The sequence below is a fragment of the Burkholderia singularis genome (assembly GCF_001718875.1).
Classification (GTDB): Bacteria; Pseudomonadota; Gammaproteobacteria; order Burkholderiales; family Burkholderiaceae; genus Burkholderia; species Burkholderia singularis.
This window is the reverse complement of record NZ_CP013449.1, coordinates 802490-828698: the sequence shown is the minus strand read 5'-3', so window position 1 is coordinate 828698 and position 26209 is coordinate 802490. Positions and strand designations below refer to the sequence as shown.

Annotated in this window: 21 protein-coding genes; 4 read left to right on the top strand and 17 right to left on the bottom strand. The window is 65.1% G+C overall.

The genetic code is table 11. The features are described 5' to 3' along the window. Positions 1 to 261: 261 nt before the first annotated feature. From AQ611_RS19530 to AQ611_RS19510, 5 genes are all read right to left on the bottom strand, one after another. A complete protein-coding gene (locus AQ611_RS19530) occupies positions 262 to 1200 on the bottom strand; it encodes a helix-turn-helix domain-containing protein (protein WP_069235741.1) in 939 nt (312 codons plus the stop codon). A 142-nt stretch (positions 1201 to 1342) separates the two neighbouring features. Then, complete coding sequence (locus tag AQ611_RS19525; RefSeq protein WP_069236407.1) at positions 1343 to 2830, bottom strand: APC family permease; 1488 nt, start codon at positions 2828 to 2830, stop codon at positions 1343 to 1345. 139 nt (positions 2831 to 2969) lie between these two features. After that, the gene (locus AQ611_RS19520; protein WP_069235740.1) at positions 2970 to 4316 is read right to left on the bottom strand and encodes an aspartate aminotransferase family protein; all 1347 of its coding nucleotides are present in this window, start codon (positions 4314 to 4316) and stop codon (positions 2970 to 2972) included. Between the two features lie 34 nt (positions 4317 to 4350). After that, positions 4351 to 5853 (bottom strand): aldehyde dehydrogenase family protein, encoded by a 1503-nt coding sequence (locus tag AQ611_RS19515; RefSeq protein ID WP_069235739.1) that lies wholly within the window; start codon positions 5851 to 5853, stop codon positions 4351 to 4353. Positions 5854 to 6049: 196 nt separating this feature from the next. Further along, on the bottom strand, positions 6050 to 6760 hold the full coding sequence (locus AQ611_RS19510) for a response regulator transcription factor (RefSeq protein WP_069235738.1): 711 nt from the start codon (positions 6758 to 6760) through the stop codon (positions 6050 to 6052). A 188-nt stretch (positions 6761 to 6948) separates the two neighbouring features. Here AQ611_RS19510 and AQ611_RS19505 point away from each other — a divergent pair, with 188 nt between their 5' ends. Next, positions 6949 to 7737: an SDR family NAD(P)-dependent oxidoreductase gene (locus AQ611_RS19505; RefSeq protein WP_069235737.1), complete on the top strand. Its 789-nt coding sequence runs from the start codon at positions 6949 to 6951 to the stop codon at positions 7735 to 7737. A 108-nt stretch (positions 7738 to 7845) separates the two neighbouring features. Here the strand turns inward: AQ611_RS19505 and AQ611_RS19500 are convergent, their stop codons facing one another. From AQ611_RS19500 to AQ611_RS19485, 4 genes are all read right to left on the bottom strand, one after another. Then, positions 7846 to 8661, bottom strand: a complete 816-nt coding sequence (locus tag AQ611_RS19500; protein ID WP_069236406.1) for an SDR family oxidoreductase — start codon at positions 8659 to 8661, stop codon at positions 7846 to 7848. A gap of 29 nt (positions 8662 to 8690) precedes the next feature. Beyond that, the gene (locus AQ611_RS19495) at positions 8691 to 9557 is read right to left on the bottom strand and encodes a molybdenum cofactor biosynthesis F family protein (protein ID WP_069235736.1); all 867 of its coding nucleotides are present in this window, start codon (positions 9555 to 9557) and stop codon (positions 8691 to 8693) included. Between the two features lie 301 nt (positions 9558 to 9858). Beyond that, positions 9859 to 10803, bottom strand: coding sequence for an aldo/keto reductase (locus tag AQ611_RS19490; protein ID WP_083237552.1), 945 nt, complete (start codon positions 10801 to 10803; stop codon positions 9859 to 9861). A 461-nt stretch (positions 10804 to 11264) separates the two neighbouring features. Further along, positions 11265 to 11942 carry a DsbA family protein gene (locus AQ611_RS19485; protein ID WP_059514512.1) on the bottom strand — a complete coding sequence of 226 codons (678 nt, stop codon included), beginning with the start codon at positions 11940 to 11942 and terminating at the stop codon, positions 11265 to 11267. Positions 11943 to 12044: 102 nt separating this feature from the next. On the opposite strand from AQ611_RS19485, the gene AQ611_RS19480 reads away from it, so the two are divergent. Further along, the gene (locus tag AQ611_RS19480; RefSeq protein WP_069235734.1) at positions 12045 to 12944 is read left to right on the top strand and encodes a LysR family transcriptional regulator; all 900 of its coding nucleotides are present in this window, start codon (positions 12045 to 12047) and stop codon (positions 12942 to 12944) included. A gap of 304 nt (positions 12945 to 13248) precedes the next feature. Here the strand turns inward: AQ611_RS19480 and AQ611_RS19475 are convergent, their stop codons facing one another. The 5 genes from AQ611_RS19475 to AQ611_RS19455 form a co-directional block, all read right to left on the bottom strand. After that, positions 13249 to 15516 carry an ATP-dependent DNA helicase gene (locus AQ611_RS19475; protein WP_069235733.1) on the bottom strand — a complete coding sequence of 756 codons (2268 nt, stop codon included), beginning with the start codon at positions 15514 to 15516 and terminating at the stop codon, positions 13249 to 13251. Beyond that, positions 15513 to 17204 carry a VRR-NUC domain-containing protein gene (locus AQ611_RS19470; protein ID WP_069235732.1) on the bottom strand — a complete coding sequence of 564 codons (1692 nt, stop codon included), beginning with the start codon at positions 17202 to 17204 and terminating at the stop codon, positions 15513 to 15515. The genes AQ611_RS19475 and AQ611_RS19470 overlap by 4 nt, the downstream gene beginning before the upstream one ends. A 202-nt stretch (positions 17205 to 17406) precedes the next feature. Next, the gene (locus AQ611_RS19465; protein ID WP_069235731.1) at positions 17407 to 18378 is read right to left on the bottom strand and encodes a nucleoside hydrolase; all 972 of its coding nucleotides are present in this window, start codon (positions 18376 to 18378) and stop codon (positions 17407 to 17409) included. Positions 18379 to 18473: 95 nt separating this feature from the next. Further along, entirely contained in the window at positions 18474 to 19823 is a 1350-nt protein-coding gene (locus AQ611_RS19460; protein ID WP_069235730.1) for an LLM class flavin-dependent oxidoreductase, read from the bottom strand. A 124-nt stretch (positions 19824 to 19947) separates the two neighbouring features. Then, positions 19948 to 20292: a DUF3088 domain-containing protein gene (locus AQ611_RS19455; protein ID WP_069235729.1), complete on the bottom strand. Its 345-nt coding sequence runs from the start codon at positions 20290 to 20292 to the stop codon at positions 19948 to 19950. Positions 20293 to 20757: 465 nt separating this feature from the next. Between AQ611_RS19455 and AQ611_RS19450 the strand changes: the two genes are divergently transcribed. After that, entirely contained in the window at positions 20758 to 21642 is an 885-nt protein-coding gene (locus AQ611_RS19450) for a metal-dependent hydrolase (protein ID WP_069235728.1), read from the top strand. Positions 21643 to 22167: 525 nt separating this feature from the next. Here AQ611_RS19450 and AQ611_RS19445 read toward each other — a convergent pair. Continuing rightward, a complete protein-coding gene (locus AQ611_RS19445; protein WP_059514529.1) occupies positions 22168 to 22458 on the bottom strand; it encodes an H-NS histone family protein in 291 nt (96 codons plus the stop codon). A gap of 152 nt (positions 22459 to 22610) precedes the next feature. Here AQ611_RS19445 and AQ611_RS19440 point away from each other — a divergent pair, with 152 nt between their 5' ends. Then, entirely contained in the window at positions 22611 to 22853 is a 243-nt protein-coding gene (locus tag AQ611_RS19440; RefSeq protein WP_069235727.1) for a helix-turn-helix domain-containing protein, read from the top strand. A gap of 136 nt (positions 22854 to 22989) precedes the next feature. Here the strand turns inward: AQ611_RS19440 and AQ611_RS19435 are convergent, their stop codons facing one another. Then, positions 22990 to 24375: an amino acid permease gene (locus tag AQ611_RS19435; RefSeq protein ID WP_083237462.1), complete on the bottom strand. Its 1386-nt coding sequence runs from the start codon at positions 24373 to 24375 to the stop codon at positions 22990 to 22992. Between the two features lie 579 nt (positions 24376 to 24954). Next, positions 24955 to 26187: an MFS transporter gene (locus AQ611_RS19425; RefSeq protein WP_069235724.1), complete on the bottom strand. Its 1233-nt coding sequence runs from the start codon at positions 26185 to 26187 to the stop codon at positions 24955 to 24957. Positions 26188 to 26209 lie beyond the last annotated feature (22 nt).

Genomic DNA, 26209 nt, shown 5'->3' with positions numbered 1-26209 from the left:
TTGCCCTGCCCTGCGGCCAGCGACCGGTCAAAGCAGGGAAAACCCTGGCAAGTATTCACGTAGTCACTCTCGCTGCGCTCGAGGCGACCGTATCCGCCACTGCGCCTGTCTTTCGTTAGCATTGCCCGAAATGCCAACCGCCTGGCGGAATGCTCACGCGCGGCCGCTCATGCGGGCCGTCTCCCATGCGCGGATTTGGCTTGACGAATCCAGCAGCCGCGGTCAACCACGCCGCACGCGACAAAGCGCGCCCTTCAACGCTCACGACAAACGCTGCGTCTGCGACGGCAATTCGCCAAACAGCCTGCGATACGCTCGCGCGAAATAACCAAGATGCGTGAAGCCCCAGCGCGCAGCCGCCTCGCCGACGCATAGTTCGTCAGCGCTAGTCATGCGCAGCAGCCGATGCACGGCGTTCAGGCGGATCGTGCGCAAATAGGTAACGGGCGTCACGTCGGCAACCCGCTGAAAGCTCGTCTGCAGCGTGCGCCGGCTGCAACGCAATGCGCGGCACAGCTCGAGCACCGTTACCGGCTGTTCGGGCCGCTGCCGCAAATAGCGCTCGCTGCGCCGGACGATATCGCTATAGGTTGCATGCGTGATATCGCGCCGCGCTTCGTGAGCCACGTCGGCGAGCGCATCGAGAAACACGCCGAGCAGCGCGTCGCGGAACATCTCGCGGGTGGCATCGTACCCGAGCCCTTCGGGATTGCGCTGCGCGTCGTCGATATACGACGACAACCGCGCACCGAGCGCGATACCCCGTTCGTGCGCGAGACGCGTCACGTGCCGCGGCATCCGGCCTCCACGCGTACCGAACTCGACTTCGCATAGCTCGCCGATCATATCGGGCGTCGCGCTGATGCCCACGAGCCGCATTCCCTCCGGCGTATGGAATTCGAAGTCCTCGCCGGGATGCAGCGCAAGAAGCGCATAGCCGTCGACGTGCTGTCGCTGGAACGTGCCTGCCAGCGGCGCGAGCACCGGCATCGCCAGCGAAGTCCGCCCGTGCGGCGATACGCCGGTTTGTGCGACACGCCGGTTGGTCGTCTCGCGGAAGAAATGGAAATCGTCGCACAAGACCTGCGTGACCGTGCCCTTGAAGCGGCCGGGCGTCATCTGCCGATAGATCTGCTGCCAGCCGGCAATGGCAAGCCCGTGATCGTGGACGTCTTCGAGCGAATGCGACTGAAACAACATGAGTGCCTCCAGACAATTCCGCTACGGCAAGCCGGACCGCGCATCACGGGCCAATGCATGCGCGCGGCGGCGCGGCAGCCCGACGGCAGCCAGCGGCGTCCGTGCATGACATGCGCCACAGTATGTCAGATCGAGCAGCCGCTCATCGGGCCAGCCCGTTGTGCAGCGCCTCCTCGACGGGCACCGGCCTGAACGGATGCTTGCGCTGCACGACGATCGTCCAGAACAATGCATACAGGGCGGTAAGCCCGAGCATCGTGCCGAACGGAATGTAGATGTCGCGACCGCTCATCCCCGGCGGGGCGATGTACACGATCGCAAGCACGATGCCGATGCTCGAGACGATTTGCGGCAGCGGAAACCACGGCGACCGGTATGGTCTGGGTAGGTCCGGGCGGCGAATCCGCAGCAGCACGACCGACAGCGTGACGAGCAGGTACGCGGTGCCCCATGCGCAAGTCGCGGCGAGCACGAGATGCAGGATGCTGCCGGGATTGCCGCTGATCAGCCACGCATGGGCGATCGGCACGACTGCCGCCACGACGATCCCGACCACGGGCGTCTTGAAGCGCGGATGCAGATAGGCAAAGCACTTGGGCAACGCGCCGTCGAGCGCCATCCCATACAGGATGCGCGGCAGCCCCGCCATCAACGTATTGATCGTCGCCGCGCCGGCACACAGGAACGCAATGCCGAACCAGATGCGTCCGAGCGGCCCGAGCACCTGCAGCGCGAATGCGGGAATCGCGCCGGGCGTATCGAGCAGATGGGTGAGGCCGTCGGCGCTCAGCGCGACGTTCGGCACCTGCCGCTTGATCGCCGCGCCGTAGACGAACATGCATACCGCGACGCCCACGAGCCCGAGCGCCATCGCGCGCGAAATTGTCTTGCCCGGCGCCATCATTTCCGGCGCGAGCGGCGTGACGAATTCGCAGCCGACGAACATGAACATCGCCATCCCGACGAGCGACAGCACGGCCGGCGCCGACACGCCCAGCGACGACGGCCCGAACCAGCCGTCGAAATGCACGGCGGGCGCGGCGACGAGCCCCAGCACGCCGAAGATCATCAGCGACAGCCACATACCGGCCGTCAGCACGACCTCGAGCTTGCTGAACACCTGAATGCCGACGATGTTGGTGATCGCGAATACCGTGACGAGCCCCACGCCGACGAGCCACGCGCCGTTGTGCCGCTCGAATGCCGCGTTCAGCGATTCGAAGTTGACGAGCGCCATCACGCCGCTGAGGATCGTCTCCGCGGTGCCGGCAAACACGTGAACGAGAAAATAGGCGGAGATCGTACCGGTGATCGCCCAGAAGCGGCCGAGCCCGCATGACAGATAGTCGTATACCGAGCCGGCCGTCGGCAGCATCGCCGCCGCCTCGGAGAAGGTCGTCGCCTGCGCCTGCATCATCACGAACGCGATCGCCATCGCAAGGGCGAATACCCAGCCGCCGGCGCCGAAGCCTGACGTCGCGGTCAGGATCACGGGACTCGCCATGATGAGACCGACGGCGCTCGCAAGCGCCGTCGGAAAACCGACTGAGCCCGCCGCCGGCTTGGGCTGCGCCGCCGGCTTCGCGGCGGGCACGGCCGGTGTGTCCGAACTGTCTGACCAATCCGACATCTGCGCCTCCTGATCGATGATTGCGTCGATGTCGAAAAAATACGAAGACCAAAATTCCCGGATGTAGCGCAAATTGGCAAAACGCCCGCAACCGCGCCCACGAGGCTCCGGGCAGGCGTCATGCGCCCTTCGCGCGCACTCAGCCCGCGTTGAACGGCGTCGCCTCGAATCCGGCCGCCAGCCCCGCGACGATCTGCTCGATCTGCTCGCGCTGAATCACGAGCGGCGGCGACAGAATGATCTTCGTGCCGACCGGCCGCACGAGCACGCCGTTTTCGCGCGCGACCTCGGCAACCGCGTTCGCGTAGCCCGACGCGGGATCGATCGGTATACGCGTCGTCTTGTCGGCGACGAGATCGAGCGCGACCATCAGCCCCTTGCCGCGCACCTCGCCAACCGCTTCGAAACGCTCGACGAACGGCTGCAGCGCGTCGAGCAGATGCGCACCCTGGCGCGCCGCGTTCGTGGGCAAATCCTCGCGCAGCACGATATCGAGACTCGCCAATGCCGCCGCGCACGCGACCGGATGCCCCGAATACGTGTAGCCGTGCATGATCGCGCCGCTGAAATCCGCATTTGCCGCGAACGCGTCCTCGATGCGCGCATTGACCGCGGTTGCGCCGAGCGGCACGTAGCCGGACGAAATGCCCTTCGCAAGACACATGATGTCCGGCTTCACGCCCCAGCCGCGGCTGCCGAACAGGCTGCCGCTGCGGCCGAAACCCGTCACGACCTCGTCGGCAATCAGCAGCACGCCGTAACGGTCGCAGACTTCGCGCACGAGCGGCCAGTAGTTCGCGGGCGGCACGATCACGCCGCCCGCGCCCTGGATCGGCTCGGCAATGAACGCGGCAACCGTGTCCGGGCTCTGGAACACGATCTCGCGCTCGAGCAGCTCCGCGCAGATCCGGCCCAGCGCTTCGGGATCCTGCGTAAACGGATTACGGTAGAGCCACGGCGTCTCGACATGAAAACAGCCGGGCAGATTGGGCTCGTAATTGCGCCGGAACACCGTGTTGCCGTTCACCGACGCGCCGCCGAAATGCGTGCCGTGATAGCCCTGCTTCAACGAGATGAACTTCGTGCGATCCGCCTGCCCCTGCACTTTCCAGTACTGGCGCGCGATCTTGAGCGCGGTCTCGACGCAATCCGAGCCGCCCGAGCTGTACAGCACGCGGCGCATGCCCTCGGGCTCCATCATGTCGATCAGCCGTTTCGACAATTCCTCGGCGCGCGGATGCGTGATGCCGTCGAACAATTGAAAGTATTCGAGTTCGTCGAGTTGGCGCACGATCGCCTGCTTGACTTCGGCGCGGTTGTGGCCGACGTTGACGTTCCATAACCCGGCCACGCCGTCGACGAGCTGACGCCCGCGATCGTCGTATACGTAGCAGCCGTCGCCGCGCACGATGCGGATCGGCTCGCGGCGCGTCATGTCGTTCGGGTGCAGCATCGGGTGCCAAAAACGGGAATCGTTGTCGCTCATTGCATTGCTCCGGAAAAACGTGCTGTCAGCGCGTTCAATGCGCGATGCAGACGGATTTGGTTTCGGTGAAGCCCTCGATCGCGTATTGGCCGAATTCGCGGCCGATGCCGGATTGCTTGTAACCGCCGAACGGCATCGCCGGATCGAGCGGCACGTGGCAGTTGACCCAGACCGTGCCCGCCTCGATGCGCGGCACGAGATCCATCACCGCCTTCAGATCGTTGCTCCACAAGCTTGCGGCCAGCCCGTAAGGCGACGCGTTCGCAAGCCGCACCGCTTGCGCGGGATCGTCGAACGGCAGCACGACGACGACCGGGCCGAATATTTCGTCGCGCACGATCGCGCTGTCGTGCTTCGCGTCGGCAATCACCGCCGGACGCACGAAATAGCCGGGCCGATCGCCGGCCGGATCGCCGCCCGCGAGAAACGTGACGCCGTCGCGGCGGGCTTGCTCCAAATGCGCGAGAACCTTATCGCGATGCCGGGCGGACACGAGCGGATTGATCTGCGCGGCCGGATCGAGCCCCGGGCCGAGCCGCATCGACGCGGCAACGCCAGCCAGGCCGTCGGCAAGCTGGCGGAACCGGCTGCGATGCACATAGATCCGGGATGCGGCCGCGCACACCTGACCCTGATTGAAGAACGCGCCGGCCGCGACGCCGGCGAGCGCTTGCGAGACATCCACGTCCTCCAGCATGACGACCGGATTCTTGCCGCCCAGCTCGAGCGAGAACCGCGTCATGTTCTGCACCGCGGCCGCGCCGACCAGCTTGCCCGTCGGCGTCGAGCCGGTAAACGAAATCTTGCCGATCGACGGATGGCCGGCGAGTGCGGCCCCGCATTCGCGGCCTCCGGTGACGACGTTGAACACGCCCGCCGGCACGCCCGCTTCGCGCGCCAGCTCGGCAAGCCGCAGCGCGGTAAGCGGCGTTTCCGGCGAAGGCTTCAGCACCACCGTACAGCCCGCCGCGAGCGCCGGCACCAGCTTCCAGACAGCGATCATCAGCGGGAAATTCCACGGCACGATCGCGGCGACGACGCCGACCGGCTCCTTGCGCGTGTACGCCGTATAGCGCACGCCGGGCGGAAACGGGATCGACACGTCGAACGTCTGGCCGGTGACCTTGGTCGCCCAGCCCGCCATATAGCGGACATACTCGATCGTCGCGCCGACCTCGACGCCGCGCGACACAAGAATCGATTTGCCTTGATTCAGCGTCTCGAGCTGCGCGAGTTCTTCCGCATGCGCTTCGAGCACGTCGGCGAGCCGCAGCAGGATGCGCTCCCGGTCCGCTGGCCGCAGTCCGCTCCAGACCCGCGCGTCGAACGCGCGCTTCGCGCTGGCGACGGCGGCGTCGACGTCGCGCGCGTCGGCGTCGGGCACGCGCGCGAGGCGCTCGCCCGTCGACGGATCATAGACGTCGAGCAGCCGTGGCGAATGCGCGGCGTGCATCACGCCGTCGATGAAAAGACCGAATTCGCGCCCGGTGAAGGCGCGTACCGCGTCGCTCACGGCGACGATGTTCGTCTGGGTCATAGGCGGCTCTCAATTTTGGAATGGGTGCCCGCGCGGCAGCGATCACGCGAACGATTCGCATCACTGTAGCCGCGCCCGTTTGCAATCGGTTAGCGCAAATTGGCAGCCCGGCGGCCCTCGGCCGGAAATTCGAGCCGCGCCTGCCCATGTCCGAGGCAGAGCGATGCGGCGCGCCAGCCAGCCGCGCGGGCGGCCATCAAAGAAACAGCGCGCCAACGAGTTCGGTTCGATTCGACACGCCGAGCTTGCGGAACATGCGCAACAAATGTGTCTTGACCGTCGGCTGGCCGAGCGCCAGATCGCGCGCGATCTCCTTGTTCGAGCGGCCTGCGCGCACGAGACGCGCGATCTGCTCCTCGCGATGCGTGAGCCTCGTATCGGACACGATCCTGCGAATTCCGCGCACGGCCCGCAATGGCGGCACGAGCGCCGTCTCGACGAGCGGCTGGAGCGCGTGCAGCGCCGCGATGTCGCCGGTCGAATAGCATCCGCCGCTTGCAAAACGCAACAGCGAAAACGCGGCGAGCGGCGTGCCGCCGTCGCGCAGCAGCACTTCGACGACATCGGCGACGCGATACCGGTGCAAGAAACCCGTCCAGTACGCCGATGCGGCGCGCCGCTCGTCCGGCAGTTGCGATGCCAGGGTGACGACCGCGCCCGGCTGCGCCGCGCAGCGCAACGGATGCAGAGGATCGAGCGGTCTGTAGCGATTCACGTATGCGCGATGCATCGCGGCCGTCATTCCGAACAGCTCGAAGTCGACGGGCTCGCCGCTCGTGTCGATCCGGTAGAACACCGTCGCGCTCGGCCGTGCGAGCGTTTGCAGAGCGGTTACGCAGGCGTGCAACGCGCGTGCATACGACGCGCAATCGGCGTCGATACCGTGACGGGCCGGAACTGGATTCATCGCGAAACACCTCGGGCGCAGACGGATGTGCGTCGGCACAGCTTAGGCGCGCGATCGCCACGGCGATGAGCGCAAATCGGCAAATCGCGCGCGTCCATTCAGCCGAACGGTCGATGCCGGACACCAAGCCCGCGCCGTACACTCGTTCGTGAACCGGAAAACATCGCCCTATGCCAGGAGAGCTTCGAATGGAAAATACATCGCCGCGCACGGTCGTCGTGACGGGGGCCGGAACCGGAATCGGTGCCGCATGCGCATTGCGCTTCGCTGCGCGCGGCGAGCGCGTCGCGTTGATCGGCCGCCGGCGAGCGCCGCTCGACACGATCGCGGCGCAAACCGGCGGCCTCGCGCTGGCCGGCGATGCGGCGCACGCACAAGCATGGGCCGGCCACATCGAACACATTCATGCCCGCTTCGGTCCGATCGATACGTTGGTCGCGTGCGCGGGCGGACACGGGCTCGGCCGCGCCGGCGAAACCGGTGACGCGGCATGGCGCGACGCGCTTGCGGCCAATCTGGATACCGCATTCGTCAGCGCACGCGCATGCTTGCCGGATTTGATCGCGCGGCGCGGTTCGATCGTGTTCGTTGCGTCGATTGCATCGCTTGCGGCCGGCGCGGGCGTATGCGGATACACCACCGCGAAACACGCGCTGATCGGGCTGATGCGCTCGCTTGCACGCGATTACGGGCCAGCCGGCGTTCGCGTGAACGCCGTATGCCCAGGCTGGGTCCGCACGCCGATGGCCGACGCCGAAATGGCGCCGCTGATGCGGCGCCACGGCGAAACGCTCGACGATGCATACCGGCGGGTCAGCGCCGACGTTCCGCTGCGCCGCGCGGCCGATGCCGGCGAAATCGCGGCCGTGTGCGGCTTTCTCGCGTCCGACGATGCATCGTTTATGACCGGGGCGACGATCGTGGTCGATGGCGGCGCGACAATCGTCGATGTGCCCACGCTGGCGCTCGACGGATAAGGCCGCGCGTCGCGAATACCGTGCGCGGATGACAGGCAGCGCATGGCATTGCCGCAGCGGCTGGCCCGGCAATCGCCCGCGACAATCGCACGACACGGGCCACGCAGGCTACACAGGCGCCGCCCCCGTTTCAGGCAACGTCGCACCGCCATCGACCACGATCGTCTGTCCGGTGATATAACCCGCACAATCCGATGCGAGAAACAGCATCGCGGCCGCGATGTCGTCGGGCTCGCCAAGACGGCCGAGCGGTATGCTCCGCGCAATACGGGCGGCGTGCACCGCATCGCCGAGATTAGCCGCCGCCGGCGTGCGGATCATCCCAGGCTCGACACCGTTGACGGTCACGTTCCGGCTTGCCAGCTCCAGCGCCGCCGCACGGATGAAACCGTTCACGCCGGCCTTCGATGCCGCGTAGTGCGCAAGCCCCGGATACGCGACCCGTGGCCCCGTCACCGAAGACGTCGCGAGCACGCGCCCCTGCCCGGCCCGCTCGAACGCGGGCAACGCTGCCTGCGTGAGCCAGAACAGCGCCGACAAATTGACGGCGAGCGTGCGTGCAAGGAGGTCGGGACCGATCGCGTCGAACGGCGTGAGCGGAAAATACGCCGCATTGTGCACGACCACGTCGAGCCTGCCGCTGTCGGCCTCGATCCGCTCGACGAGCCCGGTCAACTCGTCGCGCTGCGCCGCATCGGCGCGATAGGCGCGCACCGTTTGTCCGTCGGCAAGCCCGCGCAACGCAAGCCCGCCGGCGCACGCGGCGGCCGCGTCGGCTTGAAGATCGGCGATCGCCACTGTCGCGCCCGCCGCCGCGAATGCGCCGGCAATCGCCGCGCCGATGCCCTGCGCGCCGCCCGTGACCAGCACCACGCGACCGCGGAAATCCGCGACGAACGCCCCGCGCAGCGGCACTGCCCGCATCGAATCGGCGCGGCTCGAATCGGCACGGCTCATCGCGCGAGCGGATAAACGGTTTCGTTCAGCATCCGGGCATGCGCGCCGACCGGAAAATTCGACAACGCGCCGAAATCGCCGTCGCGGTAGCCGAAGATCTTGCCGTCTGTCTTACACCGGTCAAAATCGATCAGCACGACGCCGAGCGTCGGCACGATTTTTTCGCGCCAGACGAACAGATACAGCGCATCGGCAAGCTTGAAGTAGTGGCAACGGTCGACGTCCGCGAGACCGCGCTCGACGCCTTCGATGCAATGCCACGCATAGAACCCGTCGTTCAGGTAAATATGCTCGTAGCACTCGGTCGGGCTGTAGCGGTACATCACGCGCTTGCCGATCAGCTCGCGCGTTGGCGCATGCAGCTCGCCGGATACGGACGCGCCGTCGATCGTGCCGTGGCGGAACGTCACCGCGACGCCCGTTAGCGGCAGGCCGCGCGCGACGCGGGAAAACGCGTCGAGACGCACATCCGCTTCGCCGGGCAGCACGCCTTCGACCGATGTCCACACGCCGCGCGCCCAATCCAGCACGAGGCTGGTCGAGGTTGCGCGGCGGGCCGGATCGACATAATCGACGAGATAGACGCCGGGGCGCAATTGCGTCGCGCGATACGCGAGCGCTCCGCCTTCGCCGTGCTCATCGACGCTGCCGTTGCGCGCGCCGCGCTCGTGCCGCGCCCCAGGCCGCTCGTGCCAGCGCAGCGTGCACGCGTCGACGAAGACGTATTCGCAAGCCGCGCCGTCTTGCGCGGTAAGCGCAATGGTCCGTCCGGCCAGATCGCCGGCCGGCTCGAGAATATGGCTATCGGGCGCGAAACCTTCCGCCAGCTCGCCCACCTGGATGAATACCGGGTCTGCTCCCATGCGTTTCTCCGATCGAGCGGCACGCCGGCTGGCGCGGCCGCGGGACACGAAGCCATGGTGCACGAACACCGGGGGCGCGCGGTATCAACCGGAAGGATGAAGCCCATGACGGCCGGGCGCCAATCACGCGTTGCCCGCTGGCCAGCGCCTCGATGCGCTCATGGACATGCGCGACGAACCCGCGCCGCCGCACGTTGAAGCCCATGCGCCGGATGGCCAGACCTTCAACGACCAACAGCCGCACCTGCCGCGCAACGCCTTTACCCAGTGCCAGCCGAGCCGCCTACGGCAACACCCCGGCTTAAGGCGCGCTTGCGTCGTCAAGCTGTTTGATGTCGCCTGCATCGAGTCGCAGGCGGATCGCCGCACCGAGCGCCGTCAGTTGATCGAGCGACGTCGCGCTCGCGATCGGCGCCGTGACGCTCGGCCGCGCGATTTGCCATGCGAGCGCGACCGCCGTGGGCGTCGTATCGTGTTTGTCGGCCACCGCGACGAGCGCATCGACGATCCGCAAACCGCGTGGATTCAAATATTTCTCGACGCGGCTGCCGCGCGCACGCTCTTTCAGATCGGCTTCGGACCGGTACTTGCCCGACAGAAACCCGCTCGCCAGCGCGAAATACGTGACGACACCGAGCTTCAGCTCGGTCGCGGCCGGCTCGATGTCGCGCTCGTACTCCGCGCGGTCGTACAGGTTGTATTCGGGCTGGATCACCTGATACGCAGGCAACCCGTCGCGCCAGCTGATTTCGGCCGCCTCGCGCAGCCGCGCGCCGCTGTAGTTGGACGCACCGATAATGCGCACCTTGCCCTGCTCGATCAGCGTCTGGTATGCGCCGAGCGTTTCTTCGAGCGGAGTGTCGGCAAGATCGCGGTGCGAGAAATAGAGGTCGATGTAATCGGTCTGCAAGCGCCGCAGCGAATCGTCGACGGCCTTCAGGATATTGTCGCGCGACAGCCCCGCGCGCGCCTGCAGCATGCCGACCTTCGTCGCGATCACGACCTGGTCGCGCTTGCCCGTGCGCTTGAGCCACTTGCCGATGATCGTCTCCGATTCTCCGCCTTGATTGCCGGGCACCCAGGCCGAATAGACATCGGCGGTATCGATGAAGTTGATGCCGGTGTCGGCGAGCGCGTCGAGCAGCGAGAACGACTGCTTCTCGTCGATGGTCCAGCCGAACACGTTACCGCCGAATACGACTGGCGATACCTGAATGGCCGAGGTGCCGAGTGAGCGTAATGCCATCTTTCTCTCCGTTTTGCATTCCGAGGTGAGGAACGACTCGGCGCGCACGCGGCGCATCCCGAGCCGGGTTGTCAACGATCGTAGCGCGCGAAGCGCGCCGCACAAACCGATTAAAGCTGATTTCCAAAGACCACGTACTGACAAGGGATCATCAATGGCAAACGACCGATAGCGGCAATGACAACGCGAAAACGGCCCGTGAACGGACCATGAAGCGGCGCCGCGGCAACGCAAGCGCCGGTAAGGCGCGGCACCCGGCGGCGCCGTCAATGCACTGATCGGCGAATCGGCGGCCGATGCAGCAATCGGGCGGGCGCGGCCTGCGCGGCACAGAACCGCGATGCCACAGAACGCATCCGCCGCCGCAACGAAGCGCCGCCCGCTCGCGCCGGCTCACCCGCGCGCGGCACGATCCATCCGTGCGCCGAGGCTTTCTCGTCGAACGCCGCTCCGATCCCGCTTCAAACCCCGCCTTGCAATACCCGCTCAACCGCAGACACCGCGGCAGTCGGACCGGCATACAAGCTCGCGCTGTTCAACACATAGCCGCGCTCGCCGGTCGTCAGCAGCAGTTGCGGCACGCCCGATACGCCGAGTTGCCGCATCGCATGCTGCGCGCGCTCGATGCGTGCGGCCGTTGCGTCGGCGAGCGCCGCGTCACTGTCGATGCGGCGTGCCAGCGCATCGGCGTCCACCGTCAGCCCGGCCCGCGCAGCGACTTCCGCGGCCAAGCGCGCCAGCACATCGGCACGCGCGGTATCGAAACCGTCGACATAGCGCGCGCGCTGCGCCGCTTCGAGCAGCGGCCGCTCGAGCCGCGCGTCGATTCCGTGCATCGCGGTCAGCACCCGGTTCGCCGGCCCCGAATCGAAACGCACGCCGCCGCGCAGCAGCACCTGTTCGCGATACGCGCTCGTGAAACGCTGGCCGGTCATCTGCTCGATACGCTGATCGTTGCGCCACGCGTATTCGGCCCATTCGGGCGTCAAATCGCACGCGCCTTCGTCAGCAAAGAGACCGGTAGGCATCAGCTCGAGCTTATCCGGATAAGCTTCGGCAAGACCCGCAAGCGAGGGCGCGCTCGCATAGCACCAGCCGCATAGCGGATCGAAGAAATACTGAAGTGTGAAGCGGTCCATCGCTGTTTCGTTGATAAGTCAAATAAAAAGCGAGTCTATTCGATCTAATCCCGATCAAATACAATAGAGTTGTCGACAATTTGTTGCGTAGATTGATCGAATATGGATCGAATCACCGCATTGAAGGTATTCGTCGAAACCGCCGAGCGCGGCAGCGTGTCGGCAGCCGCCCAGCATCTCGACATGTCGCGCGCGATGGCGTCGCGCTATGTCGCATTCGTCGAACAATGGGCGGGTGCCCGGCTGCTGCATCGGACCACGCGGCGTCTGTCGCTGACCACCGCCGGCGCGCAAATGCTGCCGCTCGCGCGCGATCTGCTCGGGCTCGCCGACGACGTCGAGTCGACCTTCGCCGAGCCCGGCGACGCGCCGCGCGGCCTGCTACGGATCACCACGAGCGTGCTGTTCGCACAGGCGCGGCTGACCGACGCGATTCTCGACTATCTCGCCCGCCACCCTGCCGTCTCGGTCGACCTGCAGACGACGGATCGCACCGCTGATCTGATCAGCGAGCGGATCGATCTCGCGATCCGCATTACGAACGAAGTCGACCCCAGCCTGATCGCACGCCGGATCGGCACGTGCCGCTCGGTGATTTGCGCGTCGCCCGGTTATCTGGCCACGCACGGAACGCCCAAGCGGCCGCACGATCTGGCTCGGCACAATTGCCTGACCTACGCGTATTTCGGGCAGAGCCTGTGGCATCTGACACGCGACGGGGAACCGTCGGATGTGCCCGTGCAAGGCAATCTGAGCACCAACGATTCGCTCGTGCTGCTGCGCGCGGCCACCGCAAACGGCGGCATCGCGCTGCTGCCCACGTATGCGGCGGCCGGATTGCTTCGCAGCGGCGCGCTCGTGCGCGTGTTGCCCGATTGCGTGGCGCCCGATCTCGGCATTTACGCGGTTTACGCATCGCGCAAGCAAATGTCTCTTGCGATGCGCACGCTGATCGATTTTCTTGCCCAGCGCTTCGGCGACACGCCGGATTGGGACAGGTAGCGGCAAACGGGAGCAGACAACGTGTGGGCAACGGCAAACAGCGGCTCGGCTGCCGCACCTCGCACGCGTCCATCGCGAAACGTCGCTCGGCCGCACGGCGATCGAGCGCGAGCAAACGCTGGCGGAGGCCAGCGTATCAAGCCCCCGATCGTGCAATCGGCGGCAGGTTCGGTTGCATTCCGGGCAACCGCGCTGGCGCCGATTGCGCCGATTGCGCCGATTGCGCACAACGGCGCGCTCGCCGGCGGCAGCGGGCACCCGGTGCGGCCCGGCGCTCCACGCCCGGCGCGCCACCCGCCTCGCATCAACTCAACCGCCACCAGCGCGGCAACAAACGCTGCACGTCCGGCCGGCAAAAACGGTCGTCGATCAGATGAACGACGCCCTCGTCATGCTCGGTGCGAATCACACGCCCCGCCGCCTGCACCACCTTGCGCAGCCCCGGATACAGATAGACGTAATCGTAGCCGTGGCCGAAGCGCGCCTCCATCGCACGGCGCATCTGTTCATTGACGTCGTTGACCTGCGGCAGTCCGAGCGTCGCGACGAACGCGCCGATCAGCCGATCGCCCGCCAAATCGACGCCCTCCGCGAAAGCGCCGCCCAGCACCGCGAAGCCGACGCCCTGCCCGAGCGCATCGAAGCGCGCGAGGAACGCGTCGCGTGCGGCCTCGTCCATGCCGCGCGCCTGCTCCCAGACCGGCAATGCCGGATGCCGCTCGCGCAGCCGCGCGAGCACCTGCTGCAAATAGTCGAAACTGCTCAGGAATGCCAGATAATTGCCCGGCCGCGCCGCGTATTGCCCGGCAATCAGCTCGACGATCGGCTCGATCGAATGTTCGCGGTCGCGCCAGCGCGTCGACACGTGCGCGGCCACCTTGACCGTCAATTGCTCCGCGCGAAACGGCCCGTCGACATCCAGCCAACCGGTGTCGTCCGGCAAACCCAGCGTATCGCGGTAGAACTCGAACGGGCTCAGCGTGCCCGAAAACATGACGGTTGCATGCGCCGCCGCATGGCGCGGCGCGAGAAAATCCGCCGGAACCACGTTGCGCACGCAAAGCAGCGACGCGTTCGCGCGGCGGCCGCGTGCCGTTGCGCGCACGAGTGTCGAATCGAAAATCGAATGCGCGCCGAACTGCTCGGCAAGCGCAACGAAGTGCATCGCGTCGAAGCAAAAGCGTTGCACATCGGCATCGATCGCGAGCGGCGTCTGCGCCGCGAGTTCGGAAAACCGGCCGATCAGATTCTGCGCGGCGGACAGCACGCGCGGCGGCACATCCGGATGCACGGCGTAGCTGTCGCTCTGTTCGCGATTGAGCGCATTCCATTCACGGTTCAAGCGTTCGAGCGCTTTGGCGAGCGGCGCGGGCGCGAGTTTGCGAATCGCCGTGAGTTCGCGCTGATCGAGCGTCGCGCTATACATGCCGCGTGCGCGATCGAGCAGATTGTGCGCTTCGTCGACGAGCACGCCAACGCGCCACTGGTTCTGTTGCGCGAGCGCGTACAGCAACGCGCTGCCGTCGTAGTAATAGTTGTAGTCACCGACGATCACGTCGCACCAGCGCGCCAGTTCCTGCGCGAGATAGTATGGGCATATGCCGTGCTCGAGGGCGGCCGCGCGCACCGCCGCGCGTTCGAGCCGGCCCTGTTCGACAGCGGCGGCACGTGCAGCCGCGAGCCGGTCGTAGAAACCCCGGGCAAGCGGACAGGCGTCGCCGTGGCATGCCGCGCCGGGATGCTCGCACGCCTTGTCGCGCGCGACGAGTTCCAGCACGCGCAACGGCAGCGCACCACCCGAGGCCGCACGCAGCGTATCTGCCGCATCGAGCGCGAGCGCGCGGCCGGACGTTTTCGCGGTCAGAAAGAACAGCCTGTCGAGACGATCCTGCGCACACGCTTTGAGAAACGGGAACAGCGTGCCGACCGTCTTGCCGATACCGGTCGGCGCCTGCGCGAGCAGCGTGCGGGCGTCGCGCGCGGCACGATACGCGGCGACCGCGAGCGGCCGCTGCCCGTCGCGAAACTGCGGATGCGGAAACGCCAGCGCATGCAGCGCCGCATTGCGCGCGGCCCGGTGTGCGGCTTCGCGCGCGGCCCAATCGGAAAATCGTTCGCACTGCTCGACGAAGAACGCGCGCAACGATGCAGCCGTATGCGCCTCGGTCAGCACCGTTTCGCGCAACGTGGAAATGTCCAGGTAGACGAGTGCGACCGTGAGTTCGCCGAGCCCGCGCGCTTCGCACAACAGATGTCCGTACACACGCGCCTGAGCCCAGTGCAGCGCACGCTGGTTGACCGGCATCCGGTCGAGATCGCCGCGATGCGTCTTGATTTCCTCCACCCGGTTCGACACGGGATCGTAGCCGTCCGCGCGACCGCGCACCGTCAGGCCGCGGTGCTCGCCGGCCAGCGTGATTTCCTTCTCATAACCGGCGCCGCGCCGTGACGCCACGACTGCGTGGCCCGCGATGCCCTCCTGCGCGCTCGGCGCGGGCGTGAAGCGCAGATCGAGATCGCCCTCGCGCGCGGTGAATTCGCACATCGCGCGCACCGCGACCACATAGCTCATGGGCGCACCTCGTCGCTCTGCCGTGCATTGCCGCTCCAGCGCACGTCGAGCACCCGCACCGGCATCCGATGCCGGAGGCAATAGTCGAGCCAGCGGATCTGATTGTCTTGCAGACGATCGCCCGGCCCTTTCACCTCGATCAATTCATAGCGCTGCTCGCCGGGCCAGAAGCGCACGAGATCGGGCAACCCCGAGCGGTTGCCGCGCACGTCGTCGAGCAGCCGCTCGAACCATAAACGCAGATGCGCGGCCGGCAAGCATGCGAGCGCCTGTTCGAGCAGCGTGCCGTCGAGCGCGCCCCAGAACACGAACGGCGACTGCATACCCTGCTTCTGCGCATAGTGACGGCAAATCGTGTCGCGATATTGGGTGCCGTCGAGCTGCGCAAGGCATGCGTCGAACTGCGCGGCGCGGCGCGCGCGGAAGTCCGGCGCATGCAAATCGGCCGGACCGCGTTGAAACGGATGGAAGAATGCGCCGGGTACCGCCGCGAACACGGGCTCCCAGCACAGCAGCCCAAACAGCGAGTTGATCAGCGCGTTCTCGACGTAATAGACCGGCGCATCCGTGCGGCTCAGATGATCGCGCGCGGCATATTCGACCGGATACGGTTCGTGCGGACGCGCCAGTTCGATACAGTCGCGCGGAATCGGTTGCGCGCGCGGCGTGGCGCGCACAACCGGCAAGCCGGCTTGCCGCCGCAGCCGCGGCAGCATCCGCTCGATCTGCTGGCGTTCCGCGTCGCTCTCGGGAGCGCGCAGCGCGTCGACGGCAAGCGCGAGCGCCGCGTCCAAACGCGCGCAGCGCTCGAGCACGCGCACGCGCCGGCAACGACTGCCGGGCCACGCGCTCGCCTCATAAGCGGCAAGTGCGCCGTCCCAGTCCGCACGGCGCTCGCACGCTTGCCCGATGGCGAACGCGAGCTTCTCGCGGCGCATCGTCAGCCACGCATTGCCGCAGTCGATGGCGGCGGCCTGCGCGACGAGCGGCGCAAGGGGAGCCTCGTCCGGCCATGTGTCGAGCCGTTCCCGGCACGCGTGCAGCTTCAGGTACGTATCGACATCGTCACGCCGCTGAAACGCGCGCGACGACGGCTCGAACGCAACGGTTTCGTATTGCAGCAAGCCGAGATCGGCAAGCACGAACTCCGACCAGTCCTGATGCAGGTTGCCGAAAAACATGAGCCGCAGCCGATTGCACAGCGCATCGACCGTGACGCGCAGCACATGATCGTCGATCGACGGCAGCCACTCGGACCAGGTTCGCTCGCCTTCGTGCGCGGCACGCAGTGCGGTCAGCCAATCGGCCTTGCGGCCCGCGCCGGCCAACGACGACAAATCGGGAAATCCACCGAGCAATTCGTGTTTCGTCGACAGCGCAAACAGCGTATCGAGCGTGAGCGCAGGCGACCGTTCAACCCAACCCAGTTCGACGAGCGCGGCGGATGCCGCGAGCGGGCAACCGATCTCGTCGTATGCGAGCTTGCTCGCCCGGAAATACGGCCCTTTACGCATCAGCATCCGCACCAGTAGCGCGCGCGATGCGCGCGGCAATTCACCGAACGCTGAGATGAACGCACGTTCGGATGCGTCGAGCACGCCGTCGTAACGCTCGAGCAGCCATTCGAGCGCCCGCTCGAAATTCGACAGGTAGTAGAACGCGAAAGGAGAAGAAGAATCGGACGACACGGAATGCGGCGATCACAGAATGTATCGGCCGGGCGCCACGCATCCGTCATGGCGGCAAATGCAAGCGCCGACCGCTCAAGTCATCCGCAGATGATAGCGCATCGCAGCCACCGGCTAGAGCACGCCGCACCCAGCCGAGCCGGATCTCACCAACCAGCCCGCCGACATCCAGCAGCTCGGCCCCGCCGCGACGCGCCGCCCGTCAACCAATCAAAGTATCGCGATACAGCGCGAGCACTGCGTCCACATCAACGTCGATGCATACGTCGCGCGACGGCCGCCCGTCCCACTGCGGCGCGGGGGTGCTCATCGTCGAAGGTTTCTGAATCGTCTGGCCCACGGCAATGCCTTCGGTCACCACGCGCACCGGCCCTTGCCGAGTCGTGTAGAGATGCGGCGCGAGCACATAGGCAACCGCCGACGGATCGTGCGTATACGTGCCGTCGAAACCCGCACTCATGCGATGAAACGCATCGTAGTGACGCGACACTTCCCAGACAAACCGGCCGGCATCGCCCGCGTCGTCGCGCAGCGCGGCAAGATAGTCGGTCGTCATGATGGTCTTCTCGGTGACGTCGAGGCCGACGATCGCCAGCGGCCATGCAGCGGACAGCACGATGTCCGCTGCCTCCGGATCAGCAACGATGTTTGCCTCCGCGGCAGGAGACACGTTGCCGAGCACGCCGTTCGTGCCGAACGCACCGCCCATGATGACCACCTGCTTGACGAGCGTTACGATCTGCGGATCTTCGGCGAGCGCATGCGCGAGATTCGTCAGCGGGCCGACCGCGATCAACGTGACCTCGTTCGGATGCGCACGCACGGTATCGATCATGAAGCGGTGCGCTGCCCGCGCATCCAGGTTCGGCGCGCGCGCGGCGTCGGTCGATTCGGACAGCCCGGTATTGCCGAGGCCGTCGTCGCCGTGAATCCAGCCGATCGGCGCGGGCGCGGAGCGGTTCAACGGCTTGGCCGCGCCGCGCGCCACGCTTACGCCGGGTGCGAAGCGGCCCGCGAGATAGAGGGCGTTGCGGGTCGTCGTGTCGATCGTCGCATTGCCGTATACGCTGGTCACGCCGAGCAATTCGATGTCCGGATGAAGCGCTTGGAAAACGAGCGCCAGCGCATCGTCGACGCCGGGATCTGTATCGTAGATGATCTTATGCAGGCTCATAGGTGTTCCGTGGTGAGGGCCGCGTTCGCGCCACACAATGATGCAGCAGTGACGAATGATAACCTCGCCACTGCGCCCGCCTCACCAAACCGGTTTCAACCCCCTGCCATGCCGCCGCTACGCGTGTTCGCCGGCCGAGAAAGGCCGAGGTGGTCGCGCAGCGTCGCTCCTTCGTATTCGGTACGAAAAATCCCACGCCGTTGCAGGATAGGCACGACGCCGTCGACGAAATCCTGAAGCCCGCCCGGCAGCACGTCCGGCATCAGGTTGAAGCCGTCGGCCGCACCGGCGTCGAACCAGTGTGCGATGTCGTCGGCAATTTGCTCAGGCGTACCGACGATCACCCGATGCCCCGTGCCGCCCGCCATCGCGCGCACGAATTCGCGCACGGTGCAGCGATGCTGCCGCGCATACGCAAGCGTCGCGTGAAAAAACGTGTGATTGCCGTTTCCACCGTCCGGCGGCGCAAGATCGTCCGGCAGCGGCGCATCGGGATTCAGCCGCTCGACCGGCACGCCGAGCGTAGCCGCAAGCCGGTTCAAGCTGTAGCGCAGCGGAATCAGATCGATGAGCTCGTCGCGGCGGCGCTGCGCGTCGGTCTCAGTCGCCCCTACGATCGTCGTCAACCCCGGCAACACCTTGAGGCTTCGCCCATGCGCGGCCGCCGCGGCTTTTAGCTCGCGCGCGTAGCCGAGCGCCTCGTCGAACGATTGCGATACCGAGAACACCACCTCCGCGTGCTGGGCGGCGAATGCTCGCCCATCGGCGGAGCCGCCGGCCTGCACCAGCACCGGATGCCCTTGCGGCGAACGCGGCAAATTCAGCGGTCCGTGCACGCGAAAGTGCATACCGCGATGCGCAATCGGACGTACCTTGCTCGAATCGACAAAGCGGCCGTTGGCCTTATCGCCGATAATTGCATCGTCATCCCAACTATCCCACAGTGCCTTCGCGACTTCGACGAACTCCGTCGCTCGCGCATAGCGCCCACCGTGATCAGGCGTCGCATCGAGACCGAAATTGCGTGCAGAGCCCGAATCGGCGGTCGTCACGACGTTCCAACCGGCTCGCCCGCCGCTCGCGTGATCGAGCGAGGCGAAGCGACGCGCGAGATTGAACGGCTCGTTATAGCTCGTCGATGCCGTGCCGATCAAGCCGATATGCGTCGTCGCCGCCGCGATCGTCGCAAGCAGGATAGTCGGCTCGAGTGCGGTGATCGGACGAAAATCGAGCTGGTCGACGATCGATGCGTTGTCCGCCAGAAATACCGCATCGAACTTCGCCGCCTCGGCGATCCGCGCGACGCGCACATAGTGTCCAACGTCGACGAACGCGCGCGGGTCCGCTTCGTCGAGCCGCCACGCGGAGGGTACAAACCCCGAATGCAGGATGTTGACGTTCAGATGTAATTGCCGGCGATGCGGCCGTTGCGGCGCGGCAGTCATGGCCGTGCAATCCCGCGCGATGCGGCTGCAGCGAAGCGATACACGGCGCGCGGCCCCCGTGCCGCGGCGGCCGCCGCAATCCCGAACCGGCCGTTATTGCGCCGCGCCGTCACCACCGCCGCGCTCAATGCAGCTTCGGAAAACCATGCCGCTCCGCCAGCAATTCGAGAATGCGCCGCGGATCGTTGACGAAGCGCTTGTCGCCGAGCGTCAACGCATCGTCGGGCGCCGGTTGCTCATCGCCGAGCACGAGCACGGGTAACCCTTGATGGTCGGCGTCGAGCGCGGCGATCACCGCTTCGCGCGGCCGCGCGAAAGGCAGCCGGCGAATGTCGAGGCGGACCTGCTTCGGCGGATCGCTCGCAAGCAGCCCTTCGATCGGCGCGCTGCCGGGACAAACGAAACGCTCGCTCGGATATTGAGGATCGGTGAATCCAGGTTCCAGAAGAAGCAACAGATCACGGCTCATCGGTTGTCGGCCTCGTTTGCAACGGATATCGATGGGAATACCGGCGATTCTCATGCGATTGATCGCGCATCACCACGAATTTATCCGTAGATCGATATGCGCGGCCGCGCTAACGAATGACGCCGACGGCCGCGCCATCGCAGCGGCCGGATGCCGCGAATCGCGCATCCGGCCGGCCGAATCGACACCGCTCCACGCCAAACGGCATCGCCCCAGGCGAAAGGATCAGCAAGCCAACGGCTGCCATGCGCGATCTGCTCACTCTTTTCATAGTACGAATACATTGATCAATGAAACATTTGACAGAGAAAAATTTGTTGCCTAAGGTTCGTACCGTAACGATCGTTATTTTAAGAACGCCGCGCCGGTCGATCTTGATCCAATCGCCGGTTCGACCGTCCGCATCTGCATGCGACTTTGGTTCGATGCGGATGCGCCACTGCATATTCGATAGGGAGACAACTCATGCACCCGATCATCCGGCGTGACATTCGCTTCGCGCTTCCGCCCGAGCGCATCGGCGACTGGCACATCAACGGCGTGGCCAACACGCACTACTTCAATGCACTTTCGCTGATGTTCCCGGCCGGCGAGCGATTTTTCATCGACGCGGTCCGCCATTACCGCGATCAAATTCAGGATCCCGAATTATTGAAACAGGTTCAGGGCTTCATCGGACAGGAGGCGATGCACAGCCGGGAACACGTCGAGTTCAACGATATCGCCGAAGCGGCGGGCTATCCCGCACACCGGCTCGACCGAGCCTTCTGGGCATTCGCGGGGCTGATGACGAAATGGCTGCCGGCACCGATACGCCTCGCTCTGACAATTGCGTTCGAGCATTACACGGCAATCATGACCGATTTGCTGCTCAGCGATTTCGAGCGCTTTCACGGTTCGGTCGACGCATACGCAAACATGTGGCTCTGGCATTCGATGGAAGAAACCGAGCACAAGGCGGTCGCGTTCGAGGTGTGGAATGCGGTCATCAAACCGGGGCCAATGCGTTACCTGATGCGTACCGGTTCGATGCTGCTCACGAGCATCGTATTCTGGGGGACGAACCTCCTTTTCCACTTGGCGTTCATGAAAGCGCACCGGCGCATGTACGGTAACGTGCCGGGCAAGCTCGCGTTTCTCCGGTTCTTCGTGAAAGGCATCGCCCGCTTGGCCCCCAAGACGCTTGCCTATTTCAAACCCGGTTTCCACCCGTGGAGCCACGACAATCGGGCTCATTTTGCGCAGCTCGACAAGCTGCTCGCCAATATCGACGCCAGCAACGCACGATATGCGGCGAACGCATCGCCGCGGCGCGTTCCGCTGCATGCGATCGCGGGGCCGGTGGGTTGAACGCCGCATCGTCATGCAGGACGGACGGCCGACTCGCGGCAACCCAACGTGCGCCAGCATGCAACGGCAGCCAGTGCGATCGATCTCGGAGGCAACGCCCCACGCATCCAGCGAAAACGCCCTGGAGCGCGCGCCACGGCGAGAACGTACCCGCTTCGCCCCAAGCAGCCATCTCGTCATAAGGGCAGCGCGGGCTGCCTTCGGATATGTGAGGGGCAGTCCCGCCGCGAATTCGGCCATCGACACGGACCGCGGTCAGCCTACATGTGCGGTAATGAACTCGCCGACATCCGGCATACTGGTGACGCACGCCGCATATTGGAGATTGGTCGATTCGGTATCCTGAGGGCCTCAATTGAATGCTGCAGTGCGTCTCAGCATCGGCCGGCCGTTGACGGCACCGGCGGTGCCTTGGTACCCCACGTCCAAGCGTGATACCGCACTGTGATCGCGCGTCACGGCGCGACTGCGGCATGCCGTAAATCGCCCGCGCCATGAGACGCGGGCGCAATCGAACGCTATGCGTTATTCGATCCGGAATTGTTCGCGGTCCCGGCCCAAGATCCAAGCTGGAGCACGCCCACGGCCTGTCCAGGTTGAACCTGTTTCCGGATCTCGATAGCGCGGCTTCGGTTCGGTGTCGGCTTTTCTCGGCCGCCCGAGGCGCGGCGGGAACAAATCCTTCTGGGTCAGACCATACGTATCGATCAACCGGCGAAGCTCGACGATAACCTCGGGCAATTCGGCCGCGCGCGCGGTCCTCGCTTGCTGCTTCAGATCATCCAATTGCGCAAGCAATTCCTTGTATGTTGCCATTACTATTTCCCCGTAGAGTGACTGCCTCTTTTTTGACCGGCTGCTGAAATTCTGTTGTTATATCCAATACTGAGCTGCCGAGCCGGTTTTTGGCTATAATAGCCGAATTAGGCCAAGGTGGACTATTCCAATTCAGCAGGGAGCATTCGCCCATGCTCCCTTCCATCCATCACCCCCGTTACGCCGCGCTGCGCATGCATCTGCGCGCGCTGAGAAGAGCGGCAGGCCTCACCCAGACGCAATTGGCCAAACGTCTTCGTATTGATCAGTCTTACCTTTCCAAAATCGAACGTGGAGAACGTTATGTCGACATTCTCTTTTATCTCGATTGGTGCCGCCACTGCGGTGTTGAGCCGGATCAGGCCGTATCGGAATTAATTGATGCAGGCGCATGAAAAACCGGCATCGCACAATCCCATTATTTAAAAACTTATGAATTGCGAATTGCGCGCGCATACGTTTGCGCGCGCTATGACTGCCAACCGCCGCGGCCCGGACGTGTATCGCTACGCGCCGGCCGCGATTCACCACTCAAGCGTCCGTCGATGACATCGACGGCGCACGCCGCCCCGCCTGATACGCGTAGTAGCAAACAGTCAACGCGACAATCCACAACGGCCCGACGACGAGCGCCACGCGCGTATCAGGCGAAAACGCCATCAGCACGACGACACACGCAAGAAACGCAAGCGCGACGAACGAAGACAATGGATAAGCCGGCACGCGCAGCGCAAGCTGGGCGAGACGCGCGGCCGGCACCTGGCGACGAAAGCGCAACTGGGCGAACAAGATCACGCCCCAGGTCCAAATCGCGCCGAACGTCGACACCGACGTCAGCCATACAAAAACTTTTTGCGGTGCAAAATAATTGAGCACGACGCCGACGATAAGCAGCAGCACCGAAACCAGCACGCCATACACCGGCACGCCGCGCCGGTTCACTGCCGCGAGGCGCGCGGGCGCCTGCCCCTGCTCCGCCAGATTGAACAGCATTCTGGCGGTGCTGAAGATCCCGCTGTTGCACGACGACAGCGCGGCCGTCAGCACAACGAAATTGATGATGCCGGCGGCAGCCGGAATACCGAGCCGCGAAAACGTCATCACGAACGGGCTGCCCTGCGTGCCGATCTGATTCCATGGGTAAATCGACATGATGACGAACAGCGCGCCAACATAGAAAATCACCACGCGCCAAAACACCGAGTTCACCGCCTTCGCAAGCGACTTCTCCGGATTGCGCGCCTCGCCCGCCGTAAGGCCGAGCATTTCGACGCCGAGATACGCGAACATCACGATCGGCAACGCGTCGACCACTCCCGACCAGCCGTTCGGCATGAAGCCGCCATGCGCCCACAGGTTCGAGATACCGGTGGCAATACCACCGTTGCCGGCGCCCGCGACGATCATCAGCCCACCGCCGGCAATCATCAGTACGATCGTCACGATCTTGATCAACGCGAACCAGAATTCGAACTCGCCGTACAGTTTGACCGCGATGAAATTCACCGCGCCCATCACGATCAATGCGGCGAAAGTCCAAATCCAGTTCGGCACATCGGGAAACCACATATGCATATAGATGCCGACGCCAGTGATTTCCGCCATGCATGTCACGATCCACATGAACCAGTAGGTCCAGCCAGTCAGATAGCCCGAGAGCGGCCCGAGATAATCCTGTGCATAACGGCTGAACGCGCCGGCGACCGGATTATGAATCGCCATCTCGCCAAGCGCTCGCATAATGATGAAAATTGCGAGGCCGCCGGCAATGTATGCCAGCAGAATCGCCGGACCGGCCGCCCGGATCGCCGTGGCCGAGCCGAGAAAGAGCCCGACGCCGATGGTTGCGCCGAGCGCCATCAAATTGATATGCCGCTCCTCCAGCCCGCGATGCAGCCGTTCTTCTTGTGATGTCACGAATAGTCTCCTGACGGCGCTGCACACGCCGCCGCTTTTGGTGGAAAAAAGAAACCGACCGGAGCGCCGAGGCGCGGCCCCAACTGCGATTCGACGCCGTGCGAGCCGCCGAAGACATGCCCGGCATGCGGGAAAGACACATGCGGCGTGCCCCGCGCCGCCGGCACCAGCAACGCGGCCACGCTCGCATTGGACAACGCGAGCAGGCAATGGCGATCAAGCGAACGCCGGCGCAAATGCGTCGGCGTTTTGATCGATCCTGTACATCCGGTCGGAATGCAGCGCCAATTATATGAACAATCGACTGCGCGTTGCCAGCGTTTGCTTCGCGGGCGCCAAGATGAGCGGGTTCGGCACTGCGCCGGACAAAATATGATCGCAGTTCCTCGATCAGCGTCCGATCATCGAGCCCCAGCCATGGGCCGAGATTTGATGCATTGTCCGCCGTCGATCAGATCAAACGGTGCGCCACGCGACTGATAAACAAACAATCGCCGACGCTTCGCGACATCGTTCATACGCGGACAAAATTACTCGTCGGCCGATGCCCCGTCGAGCGCCCACGCCATGATCTCGCCGTCAATGGCGAGCATCGGCAAGCGCCCCGCCGCCGCCTTTGACGAAGCTGCACATCGCGAGCGACATCGCGGCAAATGCCGCGCCGGCAAAAAATGCCGCCGATGCGCCGTAGCGCGTCCAAAGCCAACCGGCGATCGCATTTGCCGCCAGCACGCAGACCCCGCTCGCCAGGTTGAACACACCAAACGCCGTGCCGCGCCAATCGGCCGGAGCGGTTTCAGCGACGAGCGCGGCCAGCATCCCTTGCGTGAAGCCCATGTGCAGCCCCCAGACAACGGCGCCGGACCACAGCGCTGCCGGCGACGCGCTTGCGCCGAACAGCAGATCGGCGGCGATCAGCAGCGCCATGCCAACCGCCAGCGGCGCACGTGCGCCGAGCCGGTCCGCGACCACGCCGACCGGATACGCGGATAACGCATATGCCGCATTCATCACGACCATCACGGCCGGAATCCAGGCAAGCCCGATGCCCGCCTGCTGTGCGCGCAGCACGAGAAATGCTTCGCTGAAGCGCGCCAGCGTGAACGAAGCGCCGATCAACACAACGAACCAATAACGCGGGGGAAACGCGCGCAGCGCTCGCCAGTGCATCGGCGAGCGGAACACACGGGCAGAAACGCCCTTATGAGCCGGCTCGTCGACACCGAACACGATCAGCGCAATCGACAAAAACGCGGGCACCACCGCGCACCACAACACGAGCCGAATATGCTCGGCAAATACGAACATCAGCACGATCGCGAGCAGCGGACCCGCAAACGCGCCGATCGTATCCATTGACTGCCGCAGCCCGAAGCATGCGCCGCGCATCTCTGGCGGCGCGACATCGGCGACGAGCGCATCGCGCGGCGCACCGCGAATGCCCTTACCGAGCCGGTCGAGCAGCCGCGCGGCGACGACTTCCGATGGCCCGTTCGCCAGCGGAAAAAGCGGCTTCGTCAATGCTGCGAGGCCGTAGCCCGCGATGAGCAGCGCCTTGCGCCGGCCGAGCCAATCGCTCAGCGCGCCGGAAAAGATCTTCACGATCATCGCGCTCGCCTCGGCCATGCCTTCGAGCACGCCGAGCGTCACGACGCTCATGCCCATCGTCATGACGAGATAGATCGGCAACAGTGCATGAATCAGCTCCGACGATAAATCCATGCACAGGCTGACCAGGCCAAGCGCCCATACGGTGCGCGGAATCCGTGCGCGGGCAGGCTTACGGCCGAAAACGGAGGAGCGTTCGGGCATGAGCGGCGTCGAAATCGGTCGG